This is a genomic window from Acidobacteriota bacterium (assembly GCA_016196035.1).
Lineage (GTDB): Bacteria > Acidobacteriota > Blastocatellia > RBC074 > RBC074 > JACPYM01.
Window position 1 is genome coordinate 43,623 of sequence record JACPYM010000037.1, and the last position, 24,616, is coordinate 68,238.

General features: G+C 57.8%; 20 protein-coding genes. 10 read left to right on the forward strand and 10 right to left on the reverse strand.

The features are described 5' to 3' along the window. The first annotated feature begins 51 nt into the window (after window positions 1-51). From HY011_13210 to HY011_13235, 6 genes are all read left to right on the forward strand, one after another. Window positions 52-768 (forward strand): Holliday junction resolvase RecU, encoded by a 717-nt coding sequence (locus tag HY011_13210; protein ID MBI3423887.1) that lies wholly within the window; start codon window positions 52-54, stop codon window positions 766-768. Between the two features lie 141 nt (window positions 769-909). Next, window positions 910-1,635, forward strand: a complete 726-nt coding sequence (locus HY011_13215; protein ID MBI3423888.1) for a hypothetical protein — start codon at window positions 910-912, stop codon at window positions 1,633-1,635. A 42-nt stretch (window positions 1,636-1,677) separates the two neighbouring features. Continuing rightward, entirely contained in the window at window positions 1,678-1,893 is a 216-nt protein-coding gene (locus HY011_13220; protein ID MBI3423889.1) for a hypothetical protein, read from the forward strand. A 356-nt stretch (window positions 1,894-2,249) separates the two neighbouring features. Further along, window positions 2,250-2,516: a hypothetical protein gene (locus HY011_13225; protein ID MBI3423890.1), complete on the forward strand. Its 267-nt coding sequence runs from the start codon at window positions 2,250-2,252 to the stop codon at window positions 2,514-2,516. 326 nt (window positions 2,517-2,842) lie between these two features. Continuing rightward, window positions 2,843-6,061: a hypothetical protein gene (locus tag HY011_13230; protein MBI3423891.1), complete on the forward strand. Its 3,219-nt coding sequence runs from the start codon at window positions 2,843-2,845 to the stop codon at window positions 6,059-6,061. A 145-nt stretch (window positions 6,062-6,206) separates the two neighbouring features. Next, window positions 6,207-8,051, forward strand: a complete 1,845-nt coding sequence (locus tag HY011_13235) for a CocE/NonD family hydrolase (GenBank protein ID MBI3423892.1) — start codon at window positions 6,207-6,209, stop codon at window positions 8,049-8,051. A 132-nt stretch (window positions 8,052-8,183) separates the two neighbouring features. Here the strand turns inward: HY011_13235 and HY011_13240 are convergent, their stop codons facing one another. Together HY011_13240 and HY011_13245 are read right to left on the reverse strand one after the other, a co-directional pair. Continuing rightward, the gene (locus HY011_13240) at window positions 8,184-9,137 is read right to left on the reverse strand and encodes a sigma-70 family RNA polymerase sigma factor (GenBank protein MBI3423893.1); all 954 of its coding nucleotides are present in this window, start codon (window positions 9,135-9,137) and stop codon (window positions 8,184-8,186) included. 162 nt (window positions 9,138-9,299) lie between these two features. After that, entirely contained in the window at window positions 9,300-10,592 is a 1,293-nt protein-coding gene (locus HY011_13245; GenBank protein ID MBI3423894.1) for an NAD(P)/FAD-dependent oxidoreductase, read from the reverse strand. A 132-nt stretch (window positions 10,593-10,724) separates the two neighbouring features. Between HY011_13245 and HY011_13250 the strand changes: the two genes are divergently transcribed. Together HY011_13250 and HY011_13255 are read left to right on the forward strand one after the other, a co-directional pair. Continuing rightward, on the forward strand, window positions 10,725-11,657 hold the full coding sequence (locus HY011_13250) for a hypothetical protein (protein MBI3423895.1): 933 nt from the start codon (window positions 10,725-10,727) through the stop codon (window positions 11,655-11,657). 143 nt (window positions 11,658-11,800) lie between these two features. Then, complete coding sequence (locus tag HY011_13255; protein ID MBI3423896.1) at window positions 11,801-12,097, forward strand: hypothetical protein; 297 nt, start codon at window positions 11,801-11,803, stop codon at window positions 12,095-12,097. Between the two features lie 94 nt (window positions 12,098-12,191). Here HY011_13255 and recG read toward each other — a convergent pair whose 3' ends face one another. The 7 genes from recG to HY011_13290 all read right to left on the reverse strand — a co-directional run bounded on the left by recG (window position 12,192) and on the right by HY011_13290 (window position 21,530). Beyond that, window positions 12,192-14,345, reverse strand: a complete 2,154-nt coding sequence (gene recG / locus HY011_13260) for an ATP-dependent DNA helicase RecG (protein MBI3423897.1) — start codon at window positions 14,343-14,345, stop codon at window positions 12,192-12,194. Between the two features lie 29 nt (window positions 14,346-14,374). Beyond that, window positions 14,375-15,022 carry a DUF4276 family protein gene (locus HY011_13265; GenBank protein MBI3423898.1) on the reverse strand — a complete coding sequence of 216 codons (648 nt, stop codon included), beginning with the start codon at window positions 15,020-15,022 and terminating at the stop codon, window positions 14,375-14,377. Further along, a complete protein-coding gene (locus HY011_13270) occupies window positions 15,019-16,179 on the reverse strand; it encodes an AAA family ATPase (protein ID MBI3423899.1) in 1,161 nt (386 codons plus the stop codon). The genes HY011_13265 and HY011_13270 overlap by 4 nt, the downstream gene beginning before the upstream one ends. A gap of 171 nt (window positions 16,180-16,350) precedes the next feature. After that, a complete protein-coding gene (locus HY011_13275) occupies window positions 16,351-17,220 on the reverse strand; it encodes a hypothetical protein (GenBank protein ID MBI3423900.1) in 870 nt (289 codons plus the stop codon). 218 nt (window positions 17,221-17,438) lie between these two features. Next, window positions 17,439-18,695, reverse strand: a complete 1,257-nt coding sequence (locus tag HY011_13280) for a VWA domain-containing protein (GenBank protein MBI3423901.1) — start codon at window positions 18,693-18,695, stop codon at window positions 17,439-17,441. A gap of 266 nt (window positions 18,696-18,961) precedes the next feature. Further along, a complete protein-coding gene (locus HY011_13285; protein MBI3423902.1) occupies window positions 18,962-19,858 on the reverse strand; it encodes a YihY/virulence factor BrkB family protein in 897 nt (298 codons plus the stop codon). A 436-nt stretch (window positions 19,859-20,294) separates the two neighbouring features. After that, window positions 20,295-21,530 (reverse strand): carbon-nitrogen hydrolase family protein, encoded by a 1,236-nt coding sequence (locus tag HY011_13290; GenBank protein MBI3423903.1) that lies wholly within the window; start codon window positions 21,528-21,530, stop codon window positions 20,295-20,297. A 294-nt stretch (window positions 21,531-21,824) separates the two neighbouring features. Here HY011_13290 and HY011_13295 point away from each other — a divergent pair, with 294 nt between their 5' ends. Continuing rightward, window positions 21,825-22,247 carry a PaaI family thioesterase gene (locus HY011_13295; GenBank protein ID MBI3423904.1) on the forward strand — a complete coding sequence of 141 codons (423 nt, stop codon included), beginning with the start codon at window positions 21,825-21,827 and terminating at the stop codon, window positions 22,245-22,247. 242 nt (window positions 22,248-22,489) lie between these two features. Continuing rightward, a complete protein-coding gene (locus HY011_13300) occupies window positions 22,490-24,226 on the forward strand; it encodes a GWxTD domain-containing protein (protein MBI3423905.1) in 1,737 nt (578 codons plus the stop codon). A 92-nt stretch (window positions 24,227-24,318) separates the two neighbouring features. Here HY011_13300 and HY011_13305 read toward each other — a convergent pair whose 3' ends face one another. Beyond that, complete coding sequence (locus HY011_13305) at window positions 24,319-24,522, reverse strand: hypothetical protein (protein MBI3423906.1); 204 nt, start codon at window positions 24,520-24,522, stop codon at window positions 24,319-24,321. Window positions 24,523-24,616 lie beyond the last annotated feature (94 nt).

Genomic DNA, 24,616 nt, shown 5'->3' on the forward strand with positions numbered 1-24,616 from the left:
ATGCTGGAAAAAAAACACTAGCATCTAGCATCCAACAGCTAGCATCTTGTTATGAAAATTAAACGGCGCGGCGCTGAAACCGGCAGCGGGTTTCAGGAAGCGATCAACCGGGTCAACGAAGCATACGAACGGTTGGGCCGCGCCTGTATCACGCGCAAAGCCATTCCGGGCAAATATCTGATCGAGCGCGGCGAGACGCGGCGCGGCTTGGCGTTGCCGAGTGTTGAATTCAAAACCGCTGGCGCACAACCACGACTCGCCGCCGCCGAGTTGGGTCGCTTGGTCAAAGCGAATAAAGCCGAAGATTGGCGGCGTTTCGTGCCTGAATCGAAGGCCGAACCGGATTACGGCGGCGTGCTGGCGCCGGATGGGCGCGCGATTTTTTACGACGCCAAGACGACCAAACGCGACGTGCTGGATTTCGACAACCTGCACGCGCATCAAGTTTACTTTCTCGAACGCATGGCGAAGCTGGGCGCGGTCGCTGGGTTTCTGGTCGAATTCAGCAGCCACCACGAGATTTACTTTCTGCCCGCGCAAGTGCTGGCCCGCTGGCGCGACGAAGCCGAACGCAAAAGTTTGCCCCATCTGTTTTTCAGCGCGACCTTGACGCCTGCTCCGCCTGGCAAAGGGATGTTGCTATTCGATTACCTTGGTGCCATTGCGCAACAGGAACAGCGGTATGGTTGTGATTTCGCGCGGTTGCAATTGGTGCATACGAGTTTGCGACCGAAGCGCAAGGCTGCGGTGACGGTACCGCGCGCGTGAGCAAGCGGCGGATTGGCGCAATCCGCCGCTTGCTCACGCGCGCGGTTGTACCTTCAAACGCCGTTCGCGCGAACGGCCATCATCAACCTCGGAAGTGTTCCCAGCCTGGAAACACTCGGCAACGTTCAGGAGGTGTTTGCCATGACCTCGCAATTCACGCGGCATTTGCTGTTGGCCGGCATACTGTTGGCCGTGCCTGCCTTCGCCCAAACCAAACGCAAACTTTTCATCCCCGGACAACACGCCATCGTCTTTGACGACCGGCTGTCGGCCTTGCGCGAGCAGCCCGATGTCAAAGCGCCGTTGAAACAACGCTTAAGCCGTGGCCGTCTCGTCGGCATTGTTGGCACGGCCAAAAGCAAAAGCGGTGCGCCGTTTGTGCGCGTGGCCATCTCGCGCAACGTGCGCGGCTGGCTGTTGACCGCTGCGCTTGCACGGTTGGGCAGCACGGCGGATGGCGAAAAGATTTTGGCCGCCATCGCCGAGAGCAAAGACGATCTGGTCAAAGCGCGGCTGGCGCGGTTGTGCGCCGATGAATTGCGCTCGGGCACGATTGCGCCGCAAGCCTTGCTGGCGCTGGGGCAAACCGCCGAACACGCGGCGGATAAATTGAGCCGCGATGCCGACCGCCGCTTGGGCGGTGACCTGCCAGAAGGCGGCCTGGGCAAACGCGATTTCGTGCTCAGCTTCAACGGGCTGGATCGGTTCAACCGCGCTGGCGTGACGTTTGACTACGACGAAATGCGCGACCGTATCGTTTACGATGGTGCGGCCTATCGGGAATTGCTGCGCCGTTATCCGCGCAGCGCCGCAGCCGAAACCGCGCGTGCACGGCTCGCCCAACTGGAACAGCCCATAAAACCCTGAGCGTTGACGGTCGCCGTGGCCCGCGCCTACACTGCGGCAATCATGCAGATCGCCAATCACGCCAACTTGTCCATTGCAGCGCTGGCCGCGCTCGGCGCCGCCCTGCCCGCGCACAGCACGCTGATGGAATTGGTGGCATGGGGCAAGCAGCAAACACCGCCGGTGCGCTTGCAGGAAACGATTGCGCTCGACGAATACACGCACGAGGTCGTTGTGCCGTGGCGTGCGCCGCTCTGGCTGGTGTACAGCTCGACCTGAAACGGCACGATCACGGCGGTCGCTGTGTGGGATCATCAACCAGGCGCGGCAGAATTGCTGACGGCGCGCTTGCAAATCGGCTGGCAACCAACGCCAAGTCCTTTGCGCGGGGGCGACGTCGTGCTGGGCCACGCGGCCTGCCTCTTACATTAGAGCGGGTTGCAAGCGCGTTTACGGGAGCAGCTTGTACCGGGACAGTACCGCGCGCGTGAGCAAGCGGCGCGTCAAGCTGACGCCATTGGCCGATTTGCACAGACTCCGCTTGCTCACGCGCGCGGTACTGTCTCGCGGCGCGGCTCTTTTCCCGTAAGCTGAAATGAAAACCGATCTAAGGGCTGCATTAAACTCAAAAGACGATGGCCAGAGGTTGGGAAAGCAAAGCGATTGAAGAGCAGCAGGCCGAAGCCGCGCGTGGGGCAGAGCAGAAGAGCTTTACGCCGCTGACGCCCGAAGAATTAGTGCACCAGCAGCGCCGGGAGAATTTGCAACTCTCTCGCAGCCAATTGCGCGAACAATTGCAAGGCGCGCGCAACGACGCACAACGACGCTGGCTGGAAAACGCTTTGCAGCAACTGGAAGCCGAACTGGCGCAACTCGATGCCCCAACGTCAGACAACCCCTAATTGGCCGTCATGGTACAGAGTTTTTTATACGCCGGAGCCTCGCCGTCGCCGCGAGCTTGTGGTCACCACAAGCTCGCGGCGACCGGCAATATTGATGAACCAGCTTTAGCGGCGCTTGCTGGGCACGCAACGATTGGCGCCTGTGGTGGCATTGCGCACCGTACAGCTTGAAATGCTGAAAAGTGGGCGCTGGCCATCGCCGTATTTTTGGGCTTGCCTGCTCTCCAAATCAACCGATTGACTTTGTTTTTCAGCGGGTGCTACTTTCCCAGCGCCGTCACCAATCGGCGAACTTCCTTATCATTCACTGCAACCCCGGAGGGTTTATGGATCAGCGTTGCGCCCGTCTGTGGGGGCGTTACTTTGTACTCACCGCACTGGCCTTGTTCATTTATGCCGCGCCTGACAGGCGCCAGTTTGTTCAAGCGCAATCCACCGCCGCCCTCAACGACACGCTATTCAAAAGCCTGCAATTCCGTGCGCTCGGCCCGGCGATTATGGGCGGGCGCATTGATGATTTCGCCGTCGTCGAAAGCAATCCGCATCTCATCTTTGCCGCCACGGCTTCGGGCGGATTGTGGAAGACCGTCAACAACGGCACGACCTGGGAACCGCTGTTTGATAGCCAGCCGCACAGTTCGATTGGCGACGTGGCCGTTGCGCCTTCTAACCCCGACATCGTTTGGGTCGGCACCGGCGAAGCGAATAATCGCCAGAGTTCGTCATGGGGCAATGGCGTGTACAAATCCACCGACGGCGGCAAAACCTGGGAGCACGCGGGCTTGAAAGACTCGCACCACATCGGCCGCATCGCCATTCATCCGACCAACCCTGACATCGTCTATGTCGCCGCCGCCGGGCATCTGTGGGGCGCGAACAAAGAGCGCGGCTTATTCAAAACCATTGATGGCGGCAAGACCTGGACGAATACCAAATTCATCAACGAAGACACCGGCTTTATTGATGTCGCGCTTGATCCCAACGACCCCGACACGCTTTACGCCGCAGCCTATCAACGCCGCCGCACGGCCTTCGGCTTCAATGGCGGCGGCCCCGGCAGCGGTTTGTACAGAACGACGGATGGCGGCGTGACGTGGCGCAAGCTGACCGAAGGCTTGCCCGTCGGCGACGCCGGACGCATCGGCATCGAAATCTGGCGCAAGGACACCAAGGTCGTTTACCTCACCTATGAACACGCGACCGAGAGCGGCGTCTATCGCTCCGATGACAAGGGGTTGACGTGGAAAAAGCAATCCGCGACCAATCCGCGACCGGCGTATTACAGCCAGATTCGCGTTGACCCACAGAACGATCAGCGCGTTTATGTGTTGGGCGCGGGCTGGTATGTGTCGGACAATGGCGGCAAGGGATTCACCAGCAATCGGCTGCTGCCGATTCACGGCGACTTTCACGCGCTGTGGATCAATCCGGCCAATCCGAATCATCTGATTAGCGGGTCGGATGGCGGCATTCATTTCAGCTACGACAAAGGCAAGACCTGGGATTACATCAACACGATTCCGCTGGGCCAGTTTTACGAGGTCGGTTTTGACTACCGCAAACCATATTGGGTCTATGGCGGCTTGCAGGATAACGGCGCGTGGGGCGCGCCCTCACAGACGTTGACGCAAATCGGCGTGAGCAATGATGAATGGATGCGCGTGGGCGGCGGCGATGGCTTTTACACTCAGGTTGATCCCCACGATCCCGATACTGTTTACACCGAATCGCAGAACGCCGCGCTGTTGCGGCTCAATCGCGCGACGGGCGAAGCCAAGTCCATCAAACCGCAAGCGCCCGCCCAAGGCGTAGAGGCCGAGCGATTCCGTTTCGATTGGAACGCGCCGCTCGTGATTTCAACGCACGATCCAAAAACGCTCTATCTCGGCGGCAATCGTTTGTTCACTTCAACCAATCGCGGCGACGATTGGACGTGGTCGGCAGACCTGACCAAAAACCTAGACCGCGACAAACTGCCGATCATGGGCGTCGTGCCCAAATCCAATGTGCTGTCGGGCCATGATGGACAAGAAACTTTCGGCCACATCGTGACGATTGCCGAATCGCCGTTGAAGCAAGGCTTGCTCTGGATTGGCACCGATGACGGCAACGTGCAACTCTCGCGCGACGGCGGCAAGACCTGGCGAGACCTGACCGCCAAAGTGCCCGGCGTGCGCGCCAACACTTATGTTTCGCGCGTGATCGCCTCGTACGCCAAGGAGGGCCGCGCTTATCTCGCGTTTGACGGACATCGCAACGACGATTTCAAGCCGTATGTTTTTGTGACCGAAAATTACGGCGAATCGTGGCAGGCAATCAACAACGGTTTGCCGCACGCGGCTCACGTCATCCGCGAACATCCGCGCAATGCTGATCTGCTGTTCGCTGGCACTGAATTCGGTTTGTGGGTCAGCCTCAATCGCGGCGCCGCGTGGTTTCAATTCAAAAGCAATCTGCCGACCGTGCCGGTGGATGACATCGCCATCCATCCGCGCGAAAACGATCTGATCCTCGGCACGCACGGACGCAGCATCTGGATTCTCGACGACCTGACGCCGCTCGAACAGATGAGCGAAGCCGTGGCGACAAGCAATGCGCAACTCTTCGACATTCGCCCGGCCATCGCTTGGCGCATCAGCAACCACAAAGGCAGCACGGGCCATAAAACTTTCAGCGCGCCCAATCCGCCCGTCGGCGCGCTGATCAGTTACTACTTGCGCGAAAAGCCGAACGACACAGTCAAGCTCACCATCACCGACAACAGCGGCGACCTCGTGCGTGAAATGTCGGTCGCGAACGATCCTGGCGTACAGCGCGCCGTCTGGGATTTGCGTTACGGCTCGCCCGCGCAAATGCCCACCTCGCTCGAACGCGCACTCACTCCCGCGCAGGCCAATTCCATGCTGGCGAATATCGGGCTGGCGCGCGGCCCGCGTGTCTTGCCGGGTGATTACGTCGTCAAGCTAAGCGTCGGCGAAAAGAGTTTCACCAAAACCGTTCGCGTCGAAGAAGACCCGCGCATCCAGGCCACGGCTGCCGAATTGGAAACGCGCCTGCAAACGTTGCTATCGGTCAACAAGCTGCAAAAGTCCGCCACTGAATTGCAACGCCGCCTCACCGCGCTCAACAGCGAAATGAAAGCGCTGCAAGAAAACCTGAAGAAACAACCCGCTGCGCCTGAAGCATTGAACAAAGCCGCTGAATCACTGACGCAACAAATCGGCGAATTGCAAAAACGCATCACGCCGCAAATCGCCAACGATCCCATGCTCTCAGAAGCCGCCGGCCCGGCTGATCCGACAATTCAACCGGCGCTGACGGCGCGGCTGAACCAGCTTTTCGGCGCGCTCGACAGTTACACCGAAACACCCAAAAACAATCACCGCGAACAGTTGCAACGCTTCACCACGCAACTCAACGCGCTGATCGCCGAGGCAAACAAAGTCATTCAGGAAGAGGTTCCGAACCTGAACAAACAAATCGCTGAGAGCGGCGTCGCGCCAATCAAGGCTGGCGAACCGCTCGCGCCGTTGCAACAACGTTAAGGCACTTCGCCGAGTCGGAATTCAAACCGGAGAATTTGCCGCAGATGAATGCTGAAAAACGCTGATCAAACCTATCGCCTTTCGGATTGATCTGCGTGGTCTGCGTTCATCTGCGGCTGCTCCTCATTCGCAGAACGGAACTCCCATGAAAAAAGCTGCCGCCCTTTCCTGCTCGCTGGTTTTCGCGCTGCTTGTCTTCGCCACGCCGCGCGCGCACACCCAACAAGAGCAAGGCTTCGCGCTCACCAACGCCATGATCCCGATGCGCGATGGCGTCTGGCTCAACACCAACATCTTCGCGCCCAAAAACGCGAGTGCGCCGTTGCCGATCATTCTGGAACGCACGCCCTACAATGCGCCCGCCAATCAAGGCTGGGCCAATGGCAAATACAAGGCGCTGGCGGCGGATGGTTACATCTTCGTCTTTCAAGACATCCGCGGGCGTTACAAATCGGAAGGCCAGTTCGTGATGCAGCGCGCGCCCGTCTCAGTGCTCAAGCACGATCCGAAGTTAATTGACGAAGTCACTGACGCTTACGACACGATTGAATGGCTCATCAAAAATGTGCCGAACAACAACGGGCGTGTGGGGATCGTGGGGATTTCATATCCGGGTTGGACGGCGGCGATGGCGACGCTTGCGCCGCATCCGGCCTTGCGCGCCGCCTCGCCGCAGGCTTCGCCCGCCGATATGTTTTTGGGCGACGACTTTCATCACAACGGCGCGTTCCGGCTGAGCTACGGCTTTGAATACGCGACGATGATGGAGACGAACAAGGAACAGGCGCGTTTTGAATTCGACCGCTATGACACGTTTGAATGGTATTTGCGGTTGGGCGCGCTCTCGAACGTGAACGAGAAATATCTGCACGGCAAGATTCCCACCTGGAACGATTTCGTCAACCATCCGAACTACGATCAATTTTGGCAGGAGCAAGCGATGGCGGGTTATTTGAAACAGGTCAACGTGCCGCTGCTCAACGTCGCGGGCTGGTGGGATCAGGAAGACTTTTACGGGCCGACCAAAATTTACGAGACGCTTGAACCGCACGACACCAAGCGGCAAAACTTCCTGGTCGCCGGGCCCTGGAATCACGGCGGCTGGGCGCGCGGCGATGGCAGCAGCCTGGGCCGCATCAAATTCGGCAGCAACACCGCGCAACATTACCGCGAACGGATCGAAGCGCCCTGGTTCGCATACTGGCTAAAAGACAAAGGCACTGCGGGCCTGACCGAAGCGATCACCTTTCAAACCGGCGCGAATGAATGGAAGAGCTATGACCAATGGCCGCCGCGCAATTTGACGGTTGATCGTCAGCTTTATTTTCACGCCGCTGGCAACCTTTCATTCGATGCGCCGAATGACGCGGGCCACGCGTTTGACAGTTATGTTTCAGACCCGCGCAACCCTGTGCCCTATCGCCCGCGCCCGATCGAGGCGACCTATGATCCGCGCGGTTCGGACTGGGGCGCGTGGCTGGTCGAAGATCAACGCTTCGCCAGCCAGCGGCCCGATGTGGCGAATTGGCAGACGGAGATGTTGACCGAAGACGTGACCATCACCGGCAAACTCAGCGCGCATCTGTTCGCCGCGACCACCGGCAGCGACAGCGATTGGATTGTGAAGCTGATTGATGTGTACCCGGACGATTATCCGAAAGAGCCAAAGATGGGCGGTTATCAATTGATGGTGGCGAATGATGTGTTGCGCGGGCGCTTCCGCCAGGGTTTTGAAAAACCGTTGCCGATTGTGCCGAACGCGGTCAACGAATACACGATTGATCTGCATCACCTGGATCACCGCTTTCTGAAAGGCCACAAAATCATGGTGCAAGTGCAGAGCACTTGGTTCCCGGTGATTGACCGCAATCCGCAAAAATTCGTGCCGAATATCTTTCAAGCCAAAGACGCTGATTACGTCAGCGCAACGCAGCGCATTTACCGGTCAAAGATTGCGCCGTCGCATTTGCGCGTGCCGGTGGTGAAGTAACCCTGGGTACGCATCGCTTCCAGCGTGCAGACTTGGGGTGAGATCGAATGCTGCCGGAAGGTAATCCCTTCGGCGTTGCTTGGTCTGCTGCCGAGACTGCACGCAAGGATGCGTGCGTACCCAGGCTGGCAATCACGCTTCAATTCCCCGCACCGCTTTCAATTTGCGCGTCGCCAAAATCGAATACACACGATTGATGCGCCTCTCGGCGTCCAGCCCCAGCAGCATTGCCGTGCGCGGCGCATAGCCCGCTTGCGGCACAAGCGCTTCGGTCACCAGCGCGGGCAGGCCGTTGAGAAAGCGCATTTCCACACGCCAATTCGTGCCCGCCTGTTTGACCACGGTGCGATAAAACAACAGCACTTTGTCGCGCCCGGCAATGGGCTTGCGCGCCGCGTGGAATTCGCCGCCGCCATCGCTCAAACCGCAGACATCATCCACCAACAAGGTTTCAATCCCGCTGACATCGTTGCTGCGCAAACATTGCAAGAAGCGTTCGAGCGCCTGCCCGGCTTGTTGTTGCAATGAACGCGTCGGCACACAGCGCGCCTGTTCGTAAGCACGCATGGCCCGGCGCGCGCGCAGATGCGTCGTCTTGACGTTGGCTTCGCTCACGCCCAAGGCAGCGGCGGTCTCGCGCAACGAATAATCAAAGACATCGCGCAACAGCAACACCGCGCGTTGCAGCGGCGTCAATGCCTCCAACGCCAGCAGAAAAGCAAACGAAACGCTTTCGAGCATGTCATAGCGCGCCGCCGGATTGCCCGCTGCGTCCGCCGGCTCAAACGCGGGCGGCGCGCTTTCATGGCCCGTTTCGATGGGCGCGGGCAACCACGCACCTTCATACGGCTGCCGCCGCCTGTGCCGCAACAGATCGCGGCCCAGATTGACCGCCACGCGCACCAGCCACGGACGCCACGGCTCGTCGGTGCGCGCGGGCGGATGCTTCAGCGCGCGCACAAAGGTCTCTTGCACCAGATCGTCCGCATCCGCCGCATTGCCGGTCAGCCGGTAACACAAGCCCCACAAAAAGCGTTCGTGCGTTTGAAAGAGTTCATCCCAAGTTGAAGTCGAAACTGCGCTCATAACTTATTCTGATTGCCATTCAATCAAGAAGGTAAAACGAGATTACGGAACAGACGGAAATAACGGAACAAACAGAGCCAGCTTGGTTGGTAATATCTTTTCAGTCTGTTCCGTTATTTCCGTCTGTTCCGTAATCTCTCTCTTTCATTCGCTACTCATTCTTTATGCTGCCAACGCGGCAAGGGCGTGCCATTGCATAATCAATTCCGCTGCGCGTTTGCCGCTCGCCACGCTGGCGTCGGCCAACATCCCTTCGTCACCAACCCAATCGCCTGCCAGGAAGACGCCGCGTATGCCTGAAGCATCAGCCTTGGGCCGTCCGGCATAACCGCCTTGCGCGGCAGTGACCAACGCGTTCGCCGCCGTCATGCTCGGCAAAAAGCGGCGCTCTGCCAAGACGGCGCGCCAGCCCGGTTGCAATAGATCAAGCGCGCCTTCCAACTCACGCTCAAGCGCCTGTGCATTCGCCGAGTCATTACCCAGATACATCGCCACGTGAATCAGCGCGCTATCTGCCGGAGCCAAGCGCGCCGTCGCCGAATGCACCGAAAAGTAAAGCGGACGATCAATGCCCAGGGCAAACAGCGCGCGTGGGTCAGGTAAGTGCTGTAAGGCAACATCCAGACACGCCAGCTTGGAGGGAGTCGGTGTCCAGGCCCAAGCGCGTTGTGCGCCATCTGCCAACAACGCCCCCGCTTCTGCCGGACTCGTGGCGAGAATCGCCGCTGCCACAGGCAGGCGCTGGCCATCGGCCAACCGTATGGCTTGCACCACGCCGTTATGTTCAACCTGCGTTACACGCGCGCCCGTGACGAAGCGAGCGCCCGCTTGTTCAGCCGCTGCCCGCAACTTATCTACCAACGTCTGCCAACCGCCGTCCAGATAGAGCACGCCACCCGCCAGCGCCAATTGCAATTGTGAGATGGCCGCGCCCGCGCTCAGCCGCTCGGCATCGTTTGCGTAGGTGCTCAAGCGCAAAAACGCTGCGGCCACGGCGCGCGTTTGGGGCTGCTGCAAGGTTTCGTCGAGCCAGGTGCGCACGCTCACGCCTTGCAACGCTTGCGCATTGAGCTTGCCAATCGAACCGAACAGCTTGGCCGTTTCCAGCTTGGCAGGCAGATTCAACAATCCCGTCGTCAGCATCGAAGTAAAGCCCATCGGCAAGGTCTGCCTGGTTCCGCCCTCCAACGCATAGCCGCCTGACAACGCAGGCACACGCCCGCTGAATTCAATCTCTAACTCGCGCAGGATGCGCGCCGCCGCACCTTTGGCGTAAAGCGCGTGCGGGCCGAGATTGAATTGAAAGCCGCCGCGCGTTTCGGTCATGGCGCGGCCGCCCAGATGGCGTGACTTTTCAAACACGGTGACGGGCGTGCCCGCGCGCGCCAGCCAGACTGCGGCTGTCAATCCGGCCAACCCGCCGCCGATGATTGCTACTGGTTTTGATTGGGTCATTGTGTCCTCCCTCGTTCTCACAAAAGTTTCTGTTCCTGTCCACATCACGTTTCAGCCTTGCGAAAGGTGACAACCCGTCACAACTTTTTTCCGCCTTGCGCCCCCGCGAACGATCACAGAAGATATTCGCCAATGTTGCAGCACACCGTCGAATTCATTCACACGCAACCGCAACTCGCCGCCTTGGCCGAACGCGCCGCCCAAGCCCGCGCAGTGGCCCTGGACATCGAGACGATCAACTGGTGGGATCGCGCGGCTGAAAAAGTCGCGCTCGTGCAACTGGCCTTTCGCGAAGCCGAGCACACGCACGTCGCTATCATTGATACCCTGGCCAACCTGGAACTGGAACCGTTGCGCCATCCGCTGGAACTGAGCAGCTCAACCAAAGCCATTCACAACGCCAGTTTCGATGCCTCACGATTGTTGCGCCATTACCGCATCACGACTTCGCCGATTCACGACACGATGCTGGCGGCGCGGCGCAGCGGCGATAAGAAATGCTCATTGAAGGCACAGGCTGAAACCCATTTGGGCTTGGCGCTGGATAAAACCGAACAGCGCGGCGATTGGGGCCGCCGCCCATTGAGCGCCGAACAACTGCATTACGCTTCGCTGGATGCTGCCTGCACGTTGTTGCTTTACGAACAGCAGTGCGAACGCGGCTTGCGCGGCGATTATGAATTGCGTGAGCAAGCGAGCCTGAGACAACCGTTATTGCCGTTGCCTGAACCGGCGCTCATTGATCAGCCATTCCCTGCTAATCTCGTTCAGCCTGCTATTGAATTGGATTTGGAAACCGTCAGCCTGGCCTTGCTCGGCATCATCGCTGAACTCGGTGGACGTTATAGTCCTGAACATCTGGCGGTGTCGGTCGGCAGCGAACGCATTGGCCTGGCCGGTTGGATCATTGACCGCACCTTGGGCGCGGAAGCCGACCTTGACGAAACCAGCGCCAAACAGGCCATCGGCGCGTTGTGCGAACAGCAATTGGTGCGGCTGAGTTTGACGCGCCGCCTGGAAGCGACAACGCATGGCTTGCAACATTGGCAAGCGCGCAAGACCTAAAATTCACTGTCAAAACTTCAGCCAAATTTTGCTTGCGCCTCATTGGCATCGGCAGTAGGATGCGCCCGTCTCAAGAACACCATTACCACCTAACACGGTCACGGGAAGCCTGTCAGACAGGCTCATTAACAGAAGAGGTAGTTATGAAGCATCCCCATGCCGTCTCGTTAGCCCAGCGTTTGCTGGACTCGCACATTCGGTTACACGCGCAACAACCCGAACGCCCGACGCCTAATCCGGAACAGCTTCGCTGGGCCGTCGAAATTCTCTCCACCCATCTCGACGCCTGCATGCGTCAACGCATCCACCCAGACCTGACAGAAGCCGTCTCTGAAGCGCTCGACTTCGCGCAACGCCACGAAAAGGCTTATGAACCGATTCCCGGCGGTTTGCGCTGGCGTTCGGCGCTGGTGATGATGGACGCACAGGACGCGGACTGACCTTCAACTATCGGTTGGCCGCAAAAAAGCGCAAGCAACACAAAGCAACGTTTGCGTCTCTTGCGCTTTTTTGCGGCCTCTCGCTTTGCGCAACTCAGCCCACGCGCGCCAATCCAAATCTCGGCTGACTCCGCACATGCTGAATCAACTTGTCCGTCTCGCGTGTGCGCCCGCGTTCGTTGAGCATGTATTCGGCCTCGCGTTTGGCGACCTCCAAAATCCTTTGATCGCGCACAATGTTGGCGATGCGGAATTCGGGCAAGCCCGATTGGCGCGTGCCCAGCACTTCGCCAGGGCCGCGAATCTCCAAATCCTTTTCGGCGATCTTGAAGCCATCCGTCGTCTCTTCCATCACCTTCAACCGCTCTTGCGCCTCTTTTGATTTGGCGAATTGGGAAAGCAGGATGCAATAGCTTTCAGCCGCACCACGCCCGACGCGCCCGCGCAGTTGATGCAGTTGCGACAGGCCGAAACGTTCGGCGTGTTCGATCAACATCACCGAAGCGTTCGGCACATCCACGCCCACCTCGATCACCGTCGTCGCCACCAGAATCTGCGTGCGGTTCGTGGTGAAGGCCCGCATCACTTCTTCCTTCTCCACCGGTTTCAGCTTGCCGTGCAAGAGGCCGACTTTGAATTCGGGGAAGACTTCGGTGCTGAGCGTTTCATACATCTCGGTGGCATTGCGCAAATCGAGCTTTTCAGACTCTTCGATCAGCGGCAGCACGACGTATGCCTGCCGTCCCGCCTTGATCTGGCCGCGCACGAATTCATATATCTTTGCGCGCTTCTCCTCGGTATCCCAACGCAAAAACGTTTTGATCGGCGTGCGGCCCGGCGGCATTTCGTCAATGATCGAAACTTCCAGATCGCCATACACCGTCATCGCCAGGCTGCGCGGAATCGGCGTCGCCGTCATCACCAGCACATCGGGATTCAAGCCCAACCGCCGCAAGGCCGCGCGCTGCATCACGCCGAAGCGGTGCTGTTCGTCAATCACCGCGAAGCCCAGCTTGTGAAAGCTCACGGCCTCTTGAATCACGGCGTGCGTGCCCACGACGACGTCAACATCGCCCGCCGCGATGGCCGCCTGCACTTCGCGTTTCTCTTTGGCTTTCAAACTGCCGGTCAGCAATTCGACGCGGTATTTGCCCGCCAGCCAGCGCTTGATGTTGCGCGCGTGCTGTTCGGCCAGAATCTCCGTCGGCGCCATCAACGCCGTCTGGTAGCCATTCTCGACCGCAATCACCAGCGCCTGCACCGCGACGATGGTTTTGCCGCTGCCGACATCGCCCTGCAACAACCGGTTCATCGGCTTGTCGCTGGTCATGTCGTCTACGATTTCTTTCAGACAACGCTTCTGCGCACCGGTCGGCGTAAACGGCAGAATGGAGCGCACGGCCTGGCGCACTTTGTCGGTGATTTCGATCTGCAAGCCCTTCGGTTCGCTGATGCGTTCGCCGCGCCGCAAGCCCAACGCCAGCGCCAGCCAGAAAAACTCCTCGAAGATCAAGCGCCGATGCGCGGGCGATTTGGCTTGCTGGTAATGCTCAATCGGTACGTCATCGCTGGGGAAATGAATCTGGCGCAAGGCCGCACCGCGCACGATCAGGTTGTTGCGCGCGACGATTTCCTCCGGCAGGTTTTCCAGCACATCCTGGCTCAGATTGCTGACGACGTGATGAAAGATCGAACGCAACTGCCGCGTGCGAAAATCGCCCAGCTTGCGATAGACCGGCACGCGCCGCGCCGTATGAATCGCGTTGGACTCGGCGTCATCGTCCTCATCGGCCAGCAACTCGTATTCGGGGTTCTCGACCTCGAAATAGCCCTTGTACTTGTTCTTCTTCCACTGCCCGTACAGGATCACGCGCGTGCCCCGGTTGAAGACCTTCGATAAATAGACCTGATTCCACCAGAAAGCGCGCACCTGCGCCTCGCCATCGGTGGCGATAAACTCATACATCTTCAACCGCCCGCCCTTGAGCGGCACGATGCCACCCACGCGCACCAAGACCTCCACCGAAGTGTAATCGCCATCCTGCAACGCCGCCACGCGCGCCAGATTGGAACGGTCTTCATAGCGCATCGGCAGGTAATGCAGCAGGTCTTCGATGATGGCTTCGCGCGCGTCGGGCTTGGCGGTGAGCGCGGCCATTTCGACGGCGAGGGAATGCGCAGTCTTCTGGCCTACGCGCGGGATCGCGTGGTGGTGGAGTTCGACGAGTGGGGTGTTGAGGGTAAGCACGATCAATCCCTAAGCTGATGGTTTGGCAATCAACAACCGCTGGCTTGTGCCAGGCGCAGCATTTCATCCAGCAGTTCTTTCAAGCGCGGACATTTTTGATAAGCAAGCGCCGGGTCAAGTTTGCTGAACAGATCGTAACCATCAGCAGTCTTCTTGTAGTATTCGGTCTTGCCAGAGCCAGCCCCAAGTTTCTCACGGTAAAGCCTGCCTAGCAGCTTAGCTGGCGGTTGATCGAAATTGACCGCTTCGGGGTTGTTTGCCGCGTTGCGCAAAGCAGCTCGGAGTTGAATAGGAAAGATGTCCGGATCGCTCAAGAGCCAGGCTTCCAACTCGTGAACCGCAAAGAGCTGGTGAAATTTCAGGTGACTTACCTCAGCCTGCAATTTCTGTTGTCCCCAGGCGTAGCGTTCTTGCACCGTGCGCAGATGTGATGGATAGAAATTCTGTGGGCCGTACAAATCAAGCAAGCCGATGACGGCGATGACCTGGCTGCTTTTCGGGCCGTCGAGATGTAGCCGGGCTTTCCTCGCAAATCGCGCCAGATATTCACCACATCCATTGAAAGGGATTACCTGCACACCAACACGCTGGCTCAGCCTCGGATTGAGCCAGCGTTGGAAAAAACCGGGCAACACTCGCTGCTCGGTGTCGCCTTCAACCAACAGGACGAACTTCATGTGGTCAGGGCCTCCAACTCACCTGATCTAAATAGCTCGCCAAGCGAGTATTCGGCCAGCCAATACCTCAATTCTTCTCCATCAAGCGTGTTCAGCAAGGTTTCCCCATTCTCCCAGCGTGCCACAGTGGTGGTCGGCTTGGTGTCGGTGAAGGCATCAAGGAATTGCGGGGAGTGGGTAGTAAAGACGACTTGCGTGCGAGAAGAAGCCTCAACGGCAAACTCGGCAATGATCGGCAGCATTGTCGGATGTAAGCCCGTTTCGGGTTCATCAATGGCAATCAACATTGGCGAATCAGGCGCAGTCAAGACTGTTAGTAAAAGCAAGTAACGCAGCGTGCCATCAGACAAATCCGCCGCAGATTGTTCGCGCCGCAAAGTTTTCCAACGTAAGCGGAGATGTACGCGTTGGTCGGCAGCGGGCGGAAAAACAAGCTCTTCATAGTCGCCGCCGAAAGCCGCGCGCATTGCCGAATCAATGCTGCGTTTGAATTCGCGGTCACCAGTGTACAGAGTATGCAGCACAGCTATGAGGTTTTGCCCATCAGATTCAAGATGTTTCTCAAAGCGAGAAACAACGGCTTGTCTAATTTTTGCGTCTTGTCCAACATTGACATCTTGCAAAATAAAAATGCGACTTAACTTATTACGAACTCTCATAAGGCTAGGGGCTCCAGCGGTATGCGATGGAAGAAGTCCAAACCAAAGTTCATCTTGCCGAAGATCTTGCCCGCCTGTATTTAGCAATTCTATTTCCTGAGATGAATCCCCGCTATTTCTATCAAAGGAAGTCACAACTAAAGGTGCTTGAATGTCAGTTAACTGTTTGACCGCTACGGTTTCTTTAGATACCGAATATGAATTTGTATAACCAAATCGGGCTAACTCAAATATGCACCTAAAGTCAGGATCAAATGTTTTCAAATCAACACTTATGGATGCAGCGACTCCATCCCATAAAATAGACTCCATTCCACCTGACATCTGCACATACTTTGACAGCCTGCTTTGTGCTGAAACTGCTATCAATTCAAGCATTCGCAATAAATTCGATTTCCCCGTTCCATTCTGACCAATCACCACATTCAAATCGCCCGGCTGCCAACTCACATTTTTGAGCGACCGGAACCCGGCAATATCAAGCTGTTTGATCTTCATTTGGATAACTCCGAATTGCGTGTTCTATGTATCGGAATCCTAGCACAGACGGACGGCGCTCACGATAACGGCAAGCGGCTGGTGCGTTGCACCGTTTTTTTCGGAAGTCGGGAAGCCGGTAAAGATGAACACAACTAAACTGTGCTGAACGAAGTCTGGCTTGACTGGCAATTACTTCACGGGCGCAAACACATCAGCCTGATACGTCACCCCAAACGTCAGACCGCTCCGTTCGCTGCGTTTGTTAAGACCTGTGATCCCGGCCACGTCCCACAACAACCCGCCCGCCTTGATGCGCGCGCCGAAGCGACTGGCGCCATCCGATTCCGTCCCGCGCGGCGCGTTCTTGCGCGTGCTGTAGCGGCCATTCACTTCGCCCACAAAGGTCACGCGGTCGTTGTAAGCGTAGGTCGCTGCCAGCCCATATAACAGCACATCGTTTTGCGTGAACAGATCAACGGGTGCGGTCAGGATGCCCAGGCCGAGGTTGCCATAGACATAGAGTTTCTTGCCGAAATGCTTGCCCGCCAGCGTGGTCGCAAAGAAGTTGGTTTGATTGACGCCGATGCCGCGCGTCTGGTTGGAGTTGGGCAGCTCCGCGCCAAAGCGGAAGCCGAGCGCGGGCGTGCGCTTGCCTTCGTTGCGCAGTTTGAATTTGGCCGCCAGGAAAAAATCGCCCGTGTCGTGCGTCGAATTCGTCCCCTGGCTCAGATGAAGCGGGAAGGGCGCGGTCTGAATCTGGCGGTTGATGCTGAGGTAATTTTGCATGACGCCGCCGGCCTCAAACTCTACGTTGGGGGCGAGGCCGAAGGTGAGCGAGACGACGCCGACGCGCGTCAAATCGCCATTCAAGCCCGACAGCGTGAAGTCACGGTTCTGCACAAAGTCAAAACCGAAATCGAAGCGCGCCGTGCCGGGTTTGACGATCTCTACGTCTTCGGTGATCAGCGGGCGTTGTGCTTGTTGGGCGCGGGCGTTTGCGGCCAACAGCAACAACGTGCAGGCGCTGATAAAAATGCTGCGAAGCTTGTGCGTATTCATCGGTTGATTCAGCCAATCTTGCCAATCTGAATGAAGCGGGCCGGTGGTGGCCCGGCCCAGATCATAGGCTGTCAAGCCGCGCAACGTAAAGCCGAAACAGGACAGGCTGAAAAGCGATGAGCGGCGCTGCACAAAAGCATGGAGTTCAGGCTTCAGCCTGTGTTCGCCAACTCCAAAACAGGCTGAAGCCTGAACTCCATGCTCTTTGGCGAATGCCTCTATTGCCCCGTGCCCGCCAACTGGCGTGGGCGCAGAATCGGGCGGTCTTTGCCGCTATCTTTGCCGTCCGGTGTGCCCTTTGCGCGATAGCCTTCGCGGGCACGGATGACGACGTTGGGGAGTTTGGCTTGCACGCGCACGCGGCGATAAGTGCCATCTTGCGCCGTGTTGGATGGGTAGTAACTCAGCGCGTATTGATAGCGTAGTTCTTCGGCAATGCTGGTAAAGGCACTGTGCACATTGCCGAGTGTTTCGGCGCGGTAAAGCCTACCGCCGCTGCGATCCGCCAGTTGCCGCAGATATTCGCCCGCATCCACATATTGACCGTGATTCGGCCCGCGTTGCGGCCATTGGCCACCGGGAAATTGCGCATTGCCCCATTGCGGCCACGGCATCAATGGCATGAAGGGCCAGCGGCGACGCCCGCCGCCTGACGGAGGGATATTGATGATCGGTGGTAAACCGCCAGGATTGCGCCGGCCACCATAACCACCTGGCATCTGGTCTTCGGTGTTGTATTGAATTGGGAAAACGACCACGTCCGATTCTTCGACCTCTGCGATAGTGTCGCGGGCGCGCACGCCTTTGCTGGTGGTATCTACGCCATCGGTAAAGAGCACGATGGCTTTGCGGCCTTCGATGCGTTTGAGGCGTTCGCTGACGACCAGATCAACCGCTTCATAAAGGCTGGTGCCGCCGCCGATGCGCGTGCCGTAAATGGCCCGGCGCAAGCGCGCGCGGTCGCTGGTGAATTCGGAATCCACATACACGCGATCATCGAACGAGACGACCATGATTTGGTCATCGCCGCGCAATTGTTCGACAAAGGCGATGGCGGCGGCCTGAATGTCTTCGTGTTTGAAGGCGGTGCTGCGCGAAACGTCCAGCAGCAGGACGACGTGCAACGGCATCGTGACCGAGGTGAAATCGGCTACCTCTTGCTCAACCCCGTCTTCGTAAACGCGAAAGTCTTCTTTCTTCAAAAACGGGATGTAGCGTCCGCCGCGATCCAGCGCCGTCACGGGAATCGAAACCAAGCTCGTATCAATTTTGATCGTGTCGCTGTCATCCGGCACTTCGGGTTTTTGCGATGGCTGGTTCAGCGGTGGCGTAGTTTCCTGTTTCTGTCCAGGTGTAGGCGTCGGTGCAGGTTGCGAACGGCGGCCCGATTGCGCGGCAGCATGGAAATTGACGCCGAAGGCCAGCGTGAGCATGAACGAAACGAAGAGAAAGCTTGCGAAGATCGGTCTATTCATTGTGCGTACTCCTTCCGCGCGCATGAACGCAGCGATAGATACAGCTTGCCCGCTACGGACGAATTTTTGTGAATGGGGAAGGCTTGCGCGGAAAGGGGTAATCGCAAGCGGGCGGGATTATAGCGCAGCGCGGCGGCGGATGTTGGGGTTTTCTCTTTGGTCACTAACTCGCCAGGTTAAGGCTTGCCGCAGATAGACGCAGAAAAACGCGGATTGGCAATAGCATTGATCCGCGTTTTTCTGCGTCTATCTGCGGCAAAGATCGCTTACTTCGACCGCGTCCAGCTTTTCGGCAACACATCGCGTGCCGACAGATTCGCGCCCAAGATCAGAATAAATGACGAGATGAACACCCACGTGATCAGCGCCATCAGCGACGAAAGCTGTTTGTAGCTGCCTTTGAAATCCAGCAACGGCATCACCACTCTGAACCCCAACGTCGTGATCATCCACAGCACCGCCGTCGCTGCCGAGGCGAAAAAGATTTGCACGCGATGCACCTTGCCGTTGGGCACGACGTAATACACGGCAAAAAAGAGCAGCACCAAAAACGGCAGCGAGATGATCGTCGCAATCACCGCAAAGATCGGCTTGCGAATCGCGGCATCGCCCAGCAGCTTGCCCAGCAAATAATCCCAGGGGCTGGCAATCGCAATTGCAAGCAGGATGATGACGCTGCACACCAACACCAGCGGCATGTACAGCAAGTATTGTTTGATGACGTTGCGTTCGGGGAACTTCCACGAACGATTCAAGGCGAGTTCAAGCGGCTGAAAAATACCCGAACTGGAAAAGATCAGCAGCGCAAATGAAACCAGCGTGGCCTTGCCACCCGGCCCGCGCGTGACTTGATCCAGACTGTCGAACAAGGTCCGCGATTCCGCCGGTACCAGCGCAATCATGAGCCGGTAACAGGTTTCATAGCCTTGCTGCCAACCGAGGACGTTGACCAGAAAGCTGCCCAGCAGGACCAGAAACGAAAAGAACGACATCAGCACGTTGAAGGCGATGGACGAGGCGTGCACGTAGGTCTCGCTCTCGGTTAAATCCCAGATCGCGGGCCACATCTTTTTCAAAAAGAGCCAGGTGCCCTGCGCATAAAACTTGAAGCCACGCGCTCCGGCAGCGGGTGGGGCAATGGCGGTTTCGGTTTGTTCGTTCATAAACTCAACTGTTCGGGGGAACGATCAGCGCCCTCCGCTCACAACCAGAAACGTACCAGTAATAGAGTTGTTGCGACCTTTGGAAACAACAACATAGCAAATTGGCGACGGGGACACTGAAACCCAGTGGGCGACCGTCATTCTCCATTCTATATTCTCCATTCTCCATTCTCTTGCAGAGGCCGTCTTGATTGAGGTTTACCACTGCCCAGGAATGGAGAATGCAGAATGGAGAATGGCGGTTAAGCAGTTGGTAGTGAACGCCAAAACGCAAATTCCCCACTGTTTTCCACTGCAACAAGGATCGTGATCGGTAGAAGCAGCCAGAGCGTGAGAGCCGCCGCATACACGCCACCGTCAACCTTCCCGAATTCATCAGTGAAAGCAGGCAGAGTTTGCGCACCAAGCGGTTTCATCGTCAGCGAACCAGACGAACTCAGCGCTGTTCAGCCTTTTGAATTGGCGGTTCAGGTTGGGCTGCGGCCTGTGGCGAAGGCACGGCGGCCAGTTTGCGAATCGGTGTGACGACATCGGCACCCGGCGGCCCATTGACCACCGGAGCCGACTCCGTTGATGGCAAGATTTCGGTTGGCGCAGAAGGATTGACGGCGGGCGCAATTTCCTGAATGAACGCAGGGTTCAAGGAGCCGGTATTGAGTTGCGGCAATTCGGTGTTTTGCGGTTTGCCCAGCAAGCCGCGCACTTTGTAATCAAAGTCGAAGAGGTCGGGCCGATTGTAATGACCGGTGACGTCCAGGGTCATGCTTTCTTCGCGGATGCGATCCAGATTGATGCGCGCCAGGATGATGACTTCGGAATCGAAGGACGGACCGGCCACGTATTGCCCGTCGGGGCCGACAATCGAGCTGCCGCCGCTCAGCACAAATTCGCTGTTCGATTGGGCGAAGGACGGCGCGAGTTCCAATTCGCGCGGCAAATCCTGGCGGCGCATGATGCTGCCGACCGAAAGCACAAAGCAGCGGCCCTCAAAGGCGTAATGGCGCGCGGCAATCTGGTACATCTCTTTGACCGTGGGCCAGAGCGCCACGTGTATGTCTTCGCCCGCCACGTGCAAGGTTTGGCGCACGAGCGGCATCCAGTGTTCCCAGCAGATCAAACTGCCAATGCGTCCAGCCGAAGTCTCAACGACCTGCAAGCTGTTGCCGTCGCCAGGCCCCCAGATCAGGCGTTCATTGAACGTGGGGACAAGCTTGCGGTGCCGGTTGAGCAATGCGCCATCAGGGCCGAACGTCAGCACGGTGTTGTATAACGTGCCGCGCCCGGAGCCTTCGATGATGCGTTCGTTGACGCCGATGACGAGGGTTAGATGGTGTTCGCGGGCGGCATTGCCCAGGGCTTCGGTGATGGGGCCGGGGACGACGACGCTTTGCTCGACCAGTTGCGCAAAGAGGCGTTTGATCGCCGGATTGTCAAACACGGCCACGTCGCGGCAAACATCCAGCCAGGCGGGATAGCCCGGCAACCAGGCTTCGGGAAAGACGACCAGTTGAGCACGACGGCGCGCGGCTTCCGCGATCAGTTCCAACGCGCGCGCCAAGCTGCGTTCCAGGTTTTGATAGATGGGTGCGGCTTGGACAGCAGCCACGACGACCACGGAGGGTGGTGTGTTTGATTCCTCAGCTTGCGAAGGTTTCTGCGCGTTAGGCCACATAAGCGTCTGGTGTTTGTCTGAAACTTTTCGCCGGACTGCCAGCCTGATGCGCGTTACAAGCGCAGTCAGCCGGGGCAGTTGGCAGCAATACAAGTTCAAAAACAGCGCGGCAAACGGGAGGGCGAATGCCAGAAAAGCGCTAAATCAATAACATCGCAAGACGGATTTGGCAACTAAATTGCTGTGCGGCGTGAGATTGCGCCGCCCGCGCCCGCAGAGTTGAGCTTGTGTCACCAAGACCGTAAGCTGACTATCAACCGCCGTAATTTGTGCGACAGGAGAACCATAACTCTGATGAATGAAAAGACTGAGCCGCCAGCCGAAGCGCCCGCGCAAGGTTCACCGTTTGGACAACTGCTCGGCTTTCAACCGTTGCGTGCCGCAGCAGGACACGTGGCGGTGCAGTTGCCGTTTTCCCAAAACCATCTGCAAACGCACGGACGCATTCATGGCGGAGCCTTGTTTGCCCTGGCCGATCATGCGAGCGGGTGGGCGGTGCACACCATGCTGGAACCGAGTGAGCAATGCGCCACGTTGGAAATGAAAATTAATTACATTGGCGCGCTTCGTGATGAAGATTGTGTGGCCGAAGCTCGGGTCGTGCACAAAGGGCGCACCAGCGTCGTGGTCGAGGCTGAGATTCGCAGCGCTGCCGGGCGGCTGGTGGCGAAAACGCTGGCGACGTTTATCGTCTTGCGTGGTGACCGGCCAGGCTAGGCCCTTGCTTGACGCTCTAATTGCCGCTCGCTTAGACTGCCCGGCGTCAAACCTGCCAACTCGGTTTGCGAGGAAAAGCCCTGAAGCAACCGTCGCAGTAGTCACGGAAGACGGACTTTTGAGAGATGTGTTTGGAGGTCGCGCGCTGCAAGCTGGCCCGCACGGAGCCGTTCATGTTCACGGTTAAACACCCGCACGACATTCCAACGGTCTGCACAGCAATCACCGAGGAGAAAGTTGTTATGAAATATCGTTTGTTTAATGTTGCTACGGCGCGCCGTTTGGCGTTGCTGCTGATCGCCACTCTTCTGGCTTCGTCTTTGTCCGGCGCGGGGACTGCTTTTGCGCAGGATGCCAAGCAGGATAACAAGCAAGACAAGAAAAAGCAGAAGGATCAGGAAGAGCGCCGCAAACGCGGTCAGGCCGAAAAGCTCAACAGTGTTTACAAACGCTGGCTCGATGAAGACGTGCGCTGGATCATCACCGACGAAGAGCGCAAGACCTTCAACGCGCTCAAAAATGACGAAGAGCGTGAGCAGTTCATCGAACAGTTCTGGCTGCGCCGCGATCCCGACCCTGACACCGACACCAACGAGTACCGCGAGGAATACTATCAGCGCATCGCCTACACGAATGAGAAATACACCAGCGGCATCCCTGGCTGGAAGACCGACCGGGGCCGCATGTACATCATGTTCGGCAAGCCCGATCAGGTTGAATCGCATCCGTCGGGCGGCAGCTATGACCGGCCCACCTGGGAGGGCGGCGGCACGACTTCGACCTATCCGTTTGAAATCTGGTGGTACCGCTATATCGAAGGCGTCGGCTCGGACGTGGAAATCGAATTCGTAGACCCAAGCGGTTCTGGCGAATACCGCATTGCGCGCAATCCGAATGAAAAAGACGCATTGCTTTACACGCCCAACGCCGGCTTGACCTTGGCCGAAGAACTCGGTCTGTCGTCCAAGGCTGACCGCATCGCTTTCGGCGGCATCGGCGGCGGCAATGGGCAAGGCGGACAGCTTTTTGGCCAACGCGCCAAAGATAGCCAGTTTGAACGGCTGGATTTGCTGGCGCGTATCTCGCGTCCGCCCAAAGTCAAATTCAACGATCTGGCGGCGGCGGCGGAATCCGAATTGCCGAAAGCCAGCTTTGACGTGCTGTCAGCGGGCTTGGTCATCAACTGCCTGCGTGTGACTGAGAATTCAGTCCTGACCTCGTTCACCGTGCAGATGGACAACACCGATCTGGTTTACAAAGACGTGGGCGGCATTTCGCAAGCGGCGGCCAATATCTACGCCAAGATCACCGCGGTGTCAGGCCGCCGCGCCGGGTTGTTTGAAGATGTCGTGACTTCGAGCTATGTGCCTGAAGCGCTGGAACTGGGTCAGCAGTCAAAATCAGCGTATCAAAAGAACATCGTGTTGCCGCCGGGCAATTACAAGATTGATCTGGTGGTGCGCGATGTGAACAGCGGCAAAACAGGCATCCTCAAACAAGGCTTCGTTGTGCCCAAGTACAACGAAGGCGAACTGGCGCATTCAACCATGATTCTGGCGTCGCGCATCGAGCCGCTCAATGGCAAGCTGCCCACGGGTATGTTCGTGCTCGGCGCGTTGAAGGTGATGCCCGCGGCGACACCAGAGTTCAAACCGGATCAGAATCTGGGCCTGTATATGCAGGTTTATAACGTCCAGATTGATCAAGCGACGCTGCGTCCGAGCGTCGAGATCGAATACGTCATCACGCAAAAGGACAAAGAAGTGCTGCGTGTCAAAGAAGACGGCAAGACCGGCCTGAGCACGATCAACAGCCAGCAAATTACGTTGGCGCGTTCGATCCCGCTCAAGGGGTTCAAGCCTGGCTCTTACGATGTCGCCATCACGATTACCGACAACGTGGCGGGCAAGAGTTTGACTTCGCCGAAAGACAATTTCCAGGTGCTGCCTGCCCCCAAAGAGGCGGCCCAAGTAAAGTAGCGCTTCGGGACTGCCAGAGACAAAACAAAGCCCGCCAAGGTTTCAGCCTTGGCGGGCTTTGCTCTTTTCGCCTGGCGCAGCTTACCGCGCGATTAATACGGATGCTGCTTGGCGTAATTGTAAGCCGTCCACGCGGCGATCACGTGACAGACCCAACCGAGCATGCCGCCCGTGCCGATCCAAAACCCAGGCGTAATAATCAGCCAGAAAATGCCGCGCAAAATCTTGCCGTTGTAAATCTGGCCCACGCCCGGAATGAAGAAACTCAAGACTGCCGCCGTTCCCGGATTTTTCATAACAATGCTTTCCTCCACGCCAGTTCGATACGAAAAAGGCACAGCGAAAAGTTCGCGGGAATAGGTGACCACAGTGCCTGCTTGCCACTCCGCT

Coding starts and splice junctions, on each gene's coding strand:
- HY011_13210 (MBI3423887.1), top strand. CDS start 52: ATGAAAATTAAACGGCGCGGCGCTGAAACCGGCAGCGGGTTTCAGGAA.
- HY011_13215 (MBI3423888.1), top strand. CDS start 910: ATGACCTCGCAATTCACGCGGCATTTGCTGTTGGCCGGCATACTGTTG.
- HY011_13220 (MBI3423889.1), top strand. CDS start 1,678: ATGCAGATCGCCAATCACGCCAACTTGTCCATTGCAGCGCTGGCCGCG.
- HY011_13225 (MBI3423890.1), top strand. CDS start 2,250: ATGGCCAGAGGTTGGGAAAGCAAAGCGATTGAAGAGCAGCAGGCCGAA.
- HY011_13230 (MBI3423891.1), top strand. CDS start 2,843: ATGGATCAGCGTTGCGCCCGTCTGTGGGGGCGTTACTTTGTACTCACC.
- HY011_13235 (MBI3423892.1), top strand. CDS start 6,207: ATGAAAAAAGCTGCCGCCCTTTCCTGCTCGCTGGTTTTCGCGCTGCTT.
- HY011_13240 (MBI3423893.1), bottom strand. CDS start 9,137: ATGAGCGCAGTTTCGACTTCAACTTGGGATGAACTCTTTCAAACGCAC.
- HY011_13245 (MBI3423894.1), bottom strand. CDS start 10,592: ATGACCCAATCAAAACCAGTAGCAATCATCGGCGGCGGGTTGGCCGGA.
- HY011_13250 (MBI3423895.1), top strand. CDS start 10,725: ATGTTGCAGCACACCGTCGAATTCATTCACACGCAACCGCAACTCGCC.
- HY011_13255 (MBI3423896.1), top strand. CDS start 11,801: ATGAAGCATCCCCATGCCGTCTCGTTAGCCCAGCGTTTGCTGGACTCG.
- HY011_13265 (MBI3423898.1), bottom strand. CDS start 15,022: ATGAAGTTCGTCCTGTTGGTTGAAGGCGACACCGAGCAGCGAGTGTTG.
- HY011_13270 (MBI3423899.1), bottom strand. CDS start 16,179: ATGAAGATCAAACAGCTTGATATTGCCGGGTTCCGGTCGCTCAAAAAT.
- HY011_13275 (MBI3423900.1), bottom strand. CDS start 17,220: ATGAATACGCACAAGCTTCGCAGCATTTTTATCAGCGCCTGCACGTTG.
- HY011_13280 (MBI3423901.1), bottom strand. CDS start 18,695: ATGAATAGACCGATCTTCGCAAGCTTTCTCTTCGTTTCGTTCATGCTC.
- HY011_13285 (MBI3423902.1), bottom strand. CDS start 19,858: ATGAACGAACAAACCGAAACCGCCATTGCCCCACCCGCTGCCGGAGCG.
- HY011_13290 (MBI3423903.1), bottom strand. CDS start 21,530: ATGTGGCCTAACGCGCAGAAACCTTCGCAAGCTGAGGAATCAAACACA.
- HY011_13295 (MBI3423904.1), top strand. CDS start 21,825: ATGAATGAAAAGACTGAGCCGCCAGCCGAAGCGCCCGCGCAAGGTTCA.
- HY011_13300 (MBI3423905.1), top strand. CDS start 22,490: ATGAAATATCGTTTGTTTAATGTTGCTACGGCGCGCCGTTTGGCGTTG.
- HY011_13305 (MBI3423906.1), bottom strand. CDS start 24,522: ATGAAAAATCCGGGAACGGCGGCAGTCTTGAGTTTCTTCATTCCGGGC.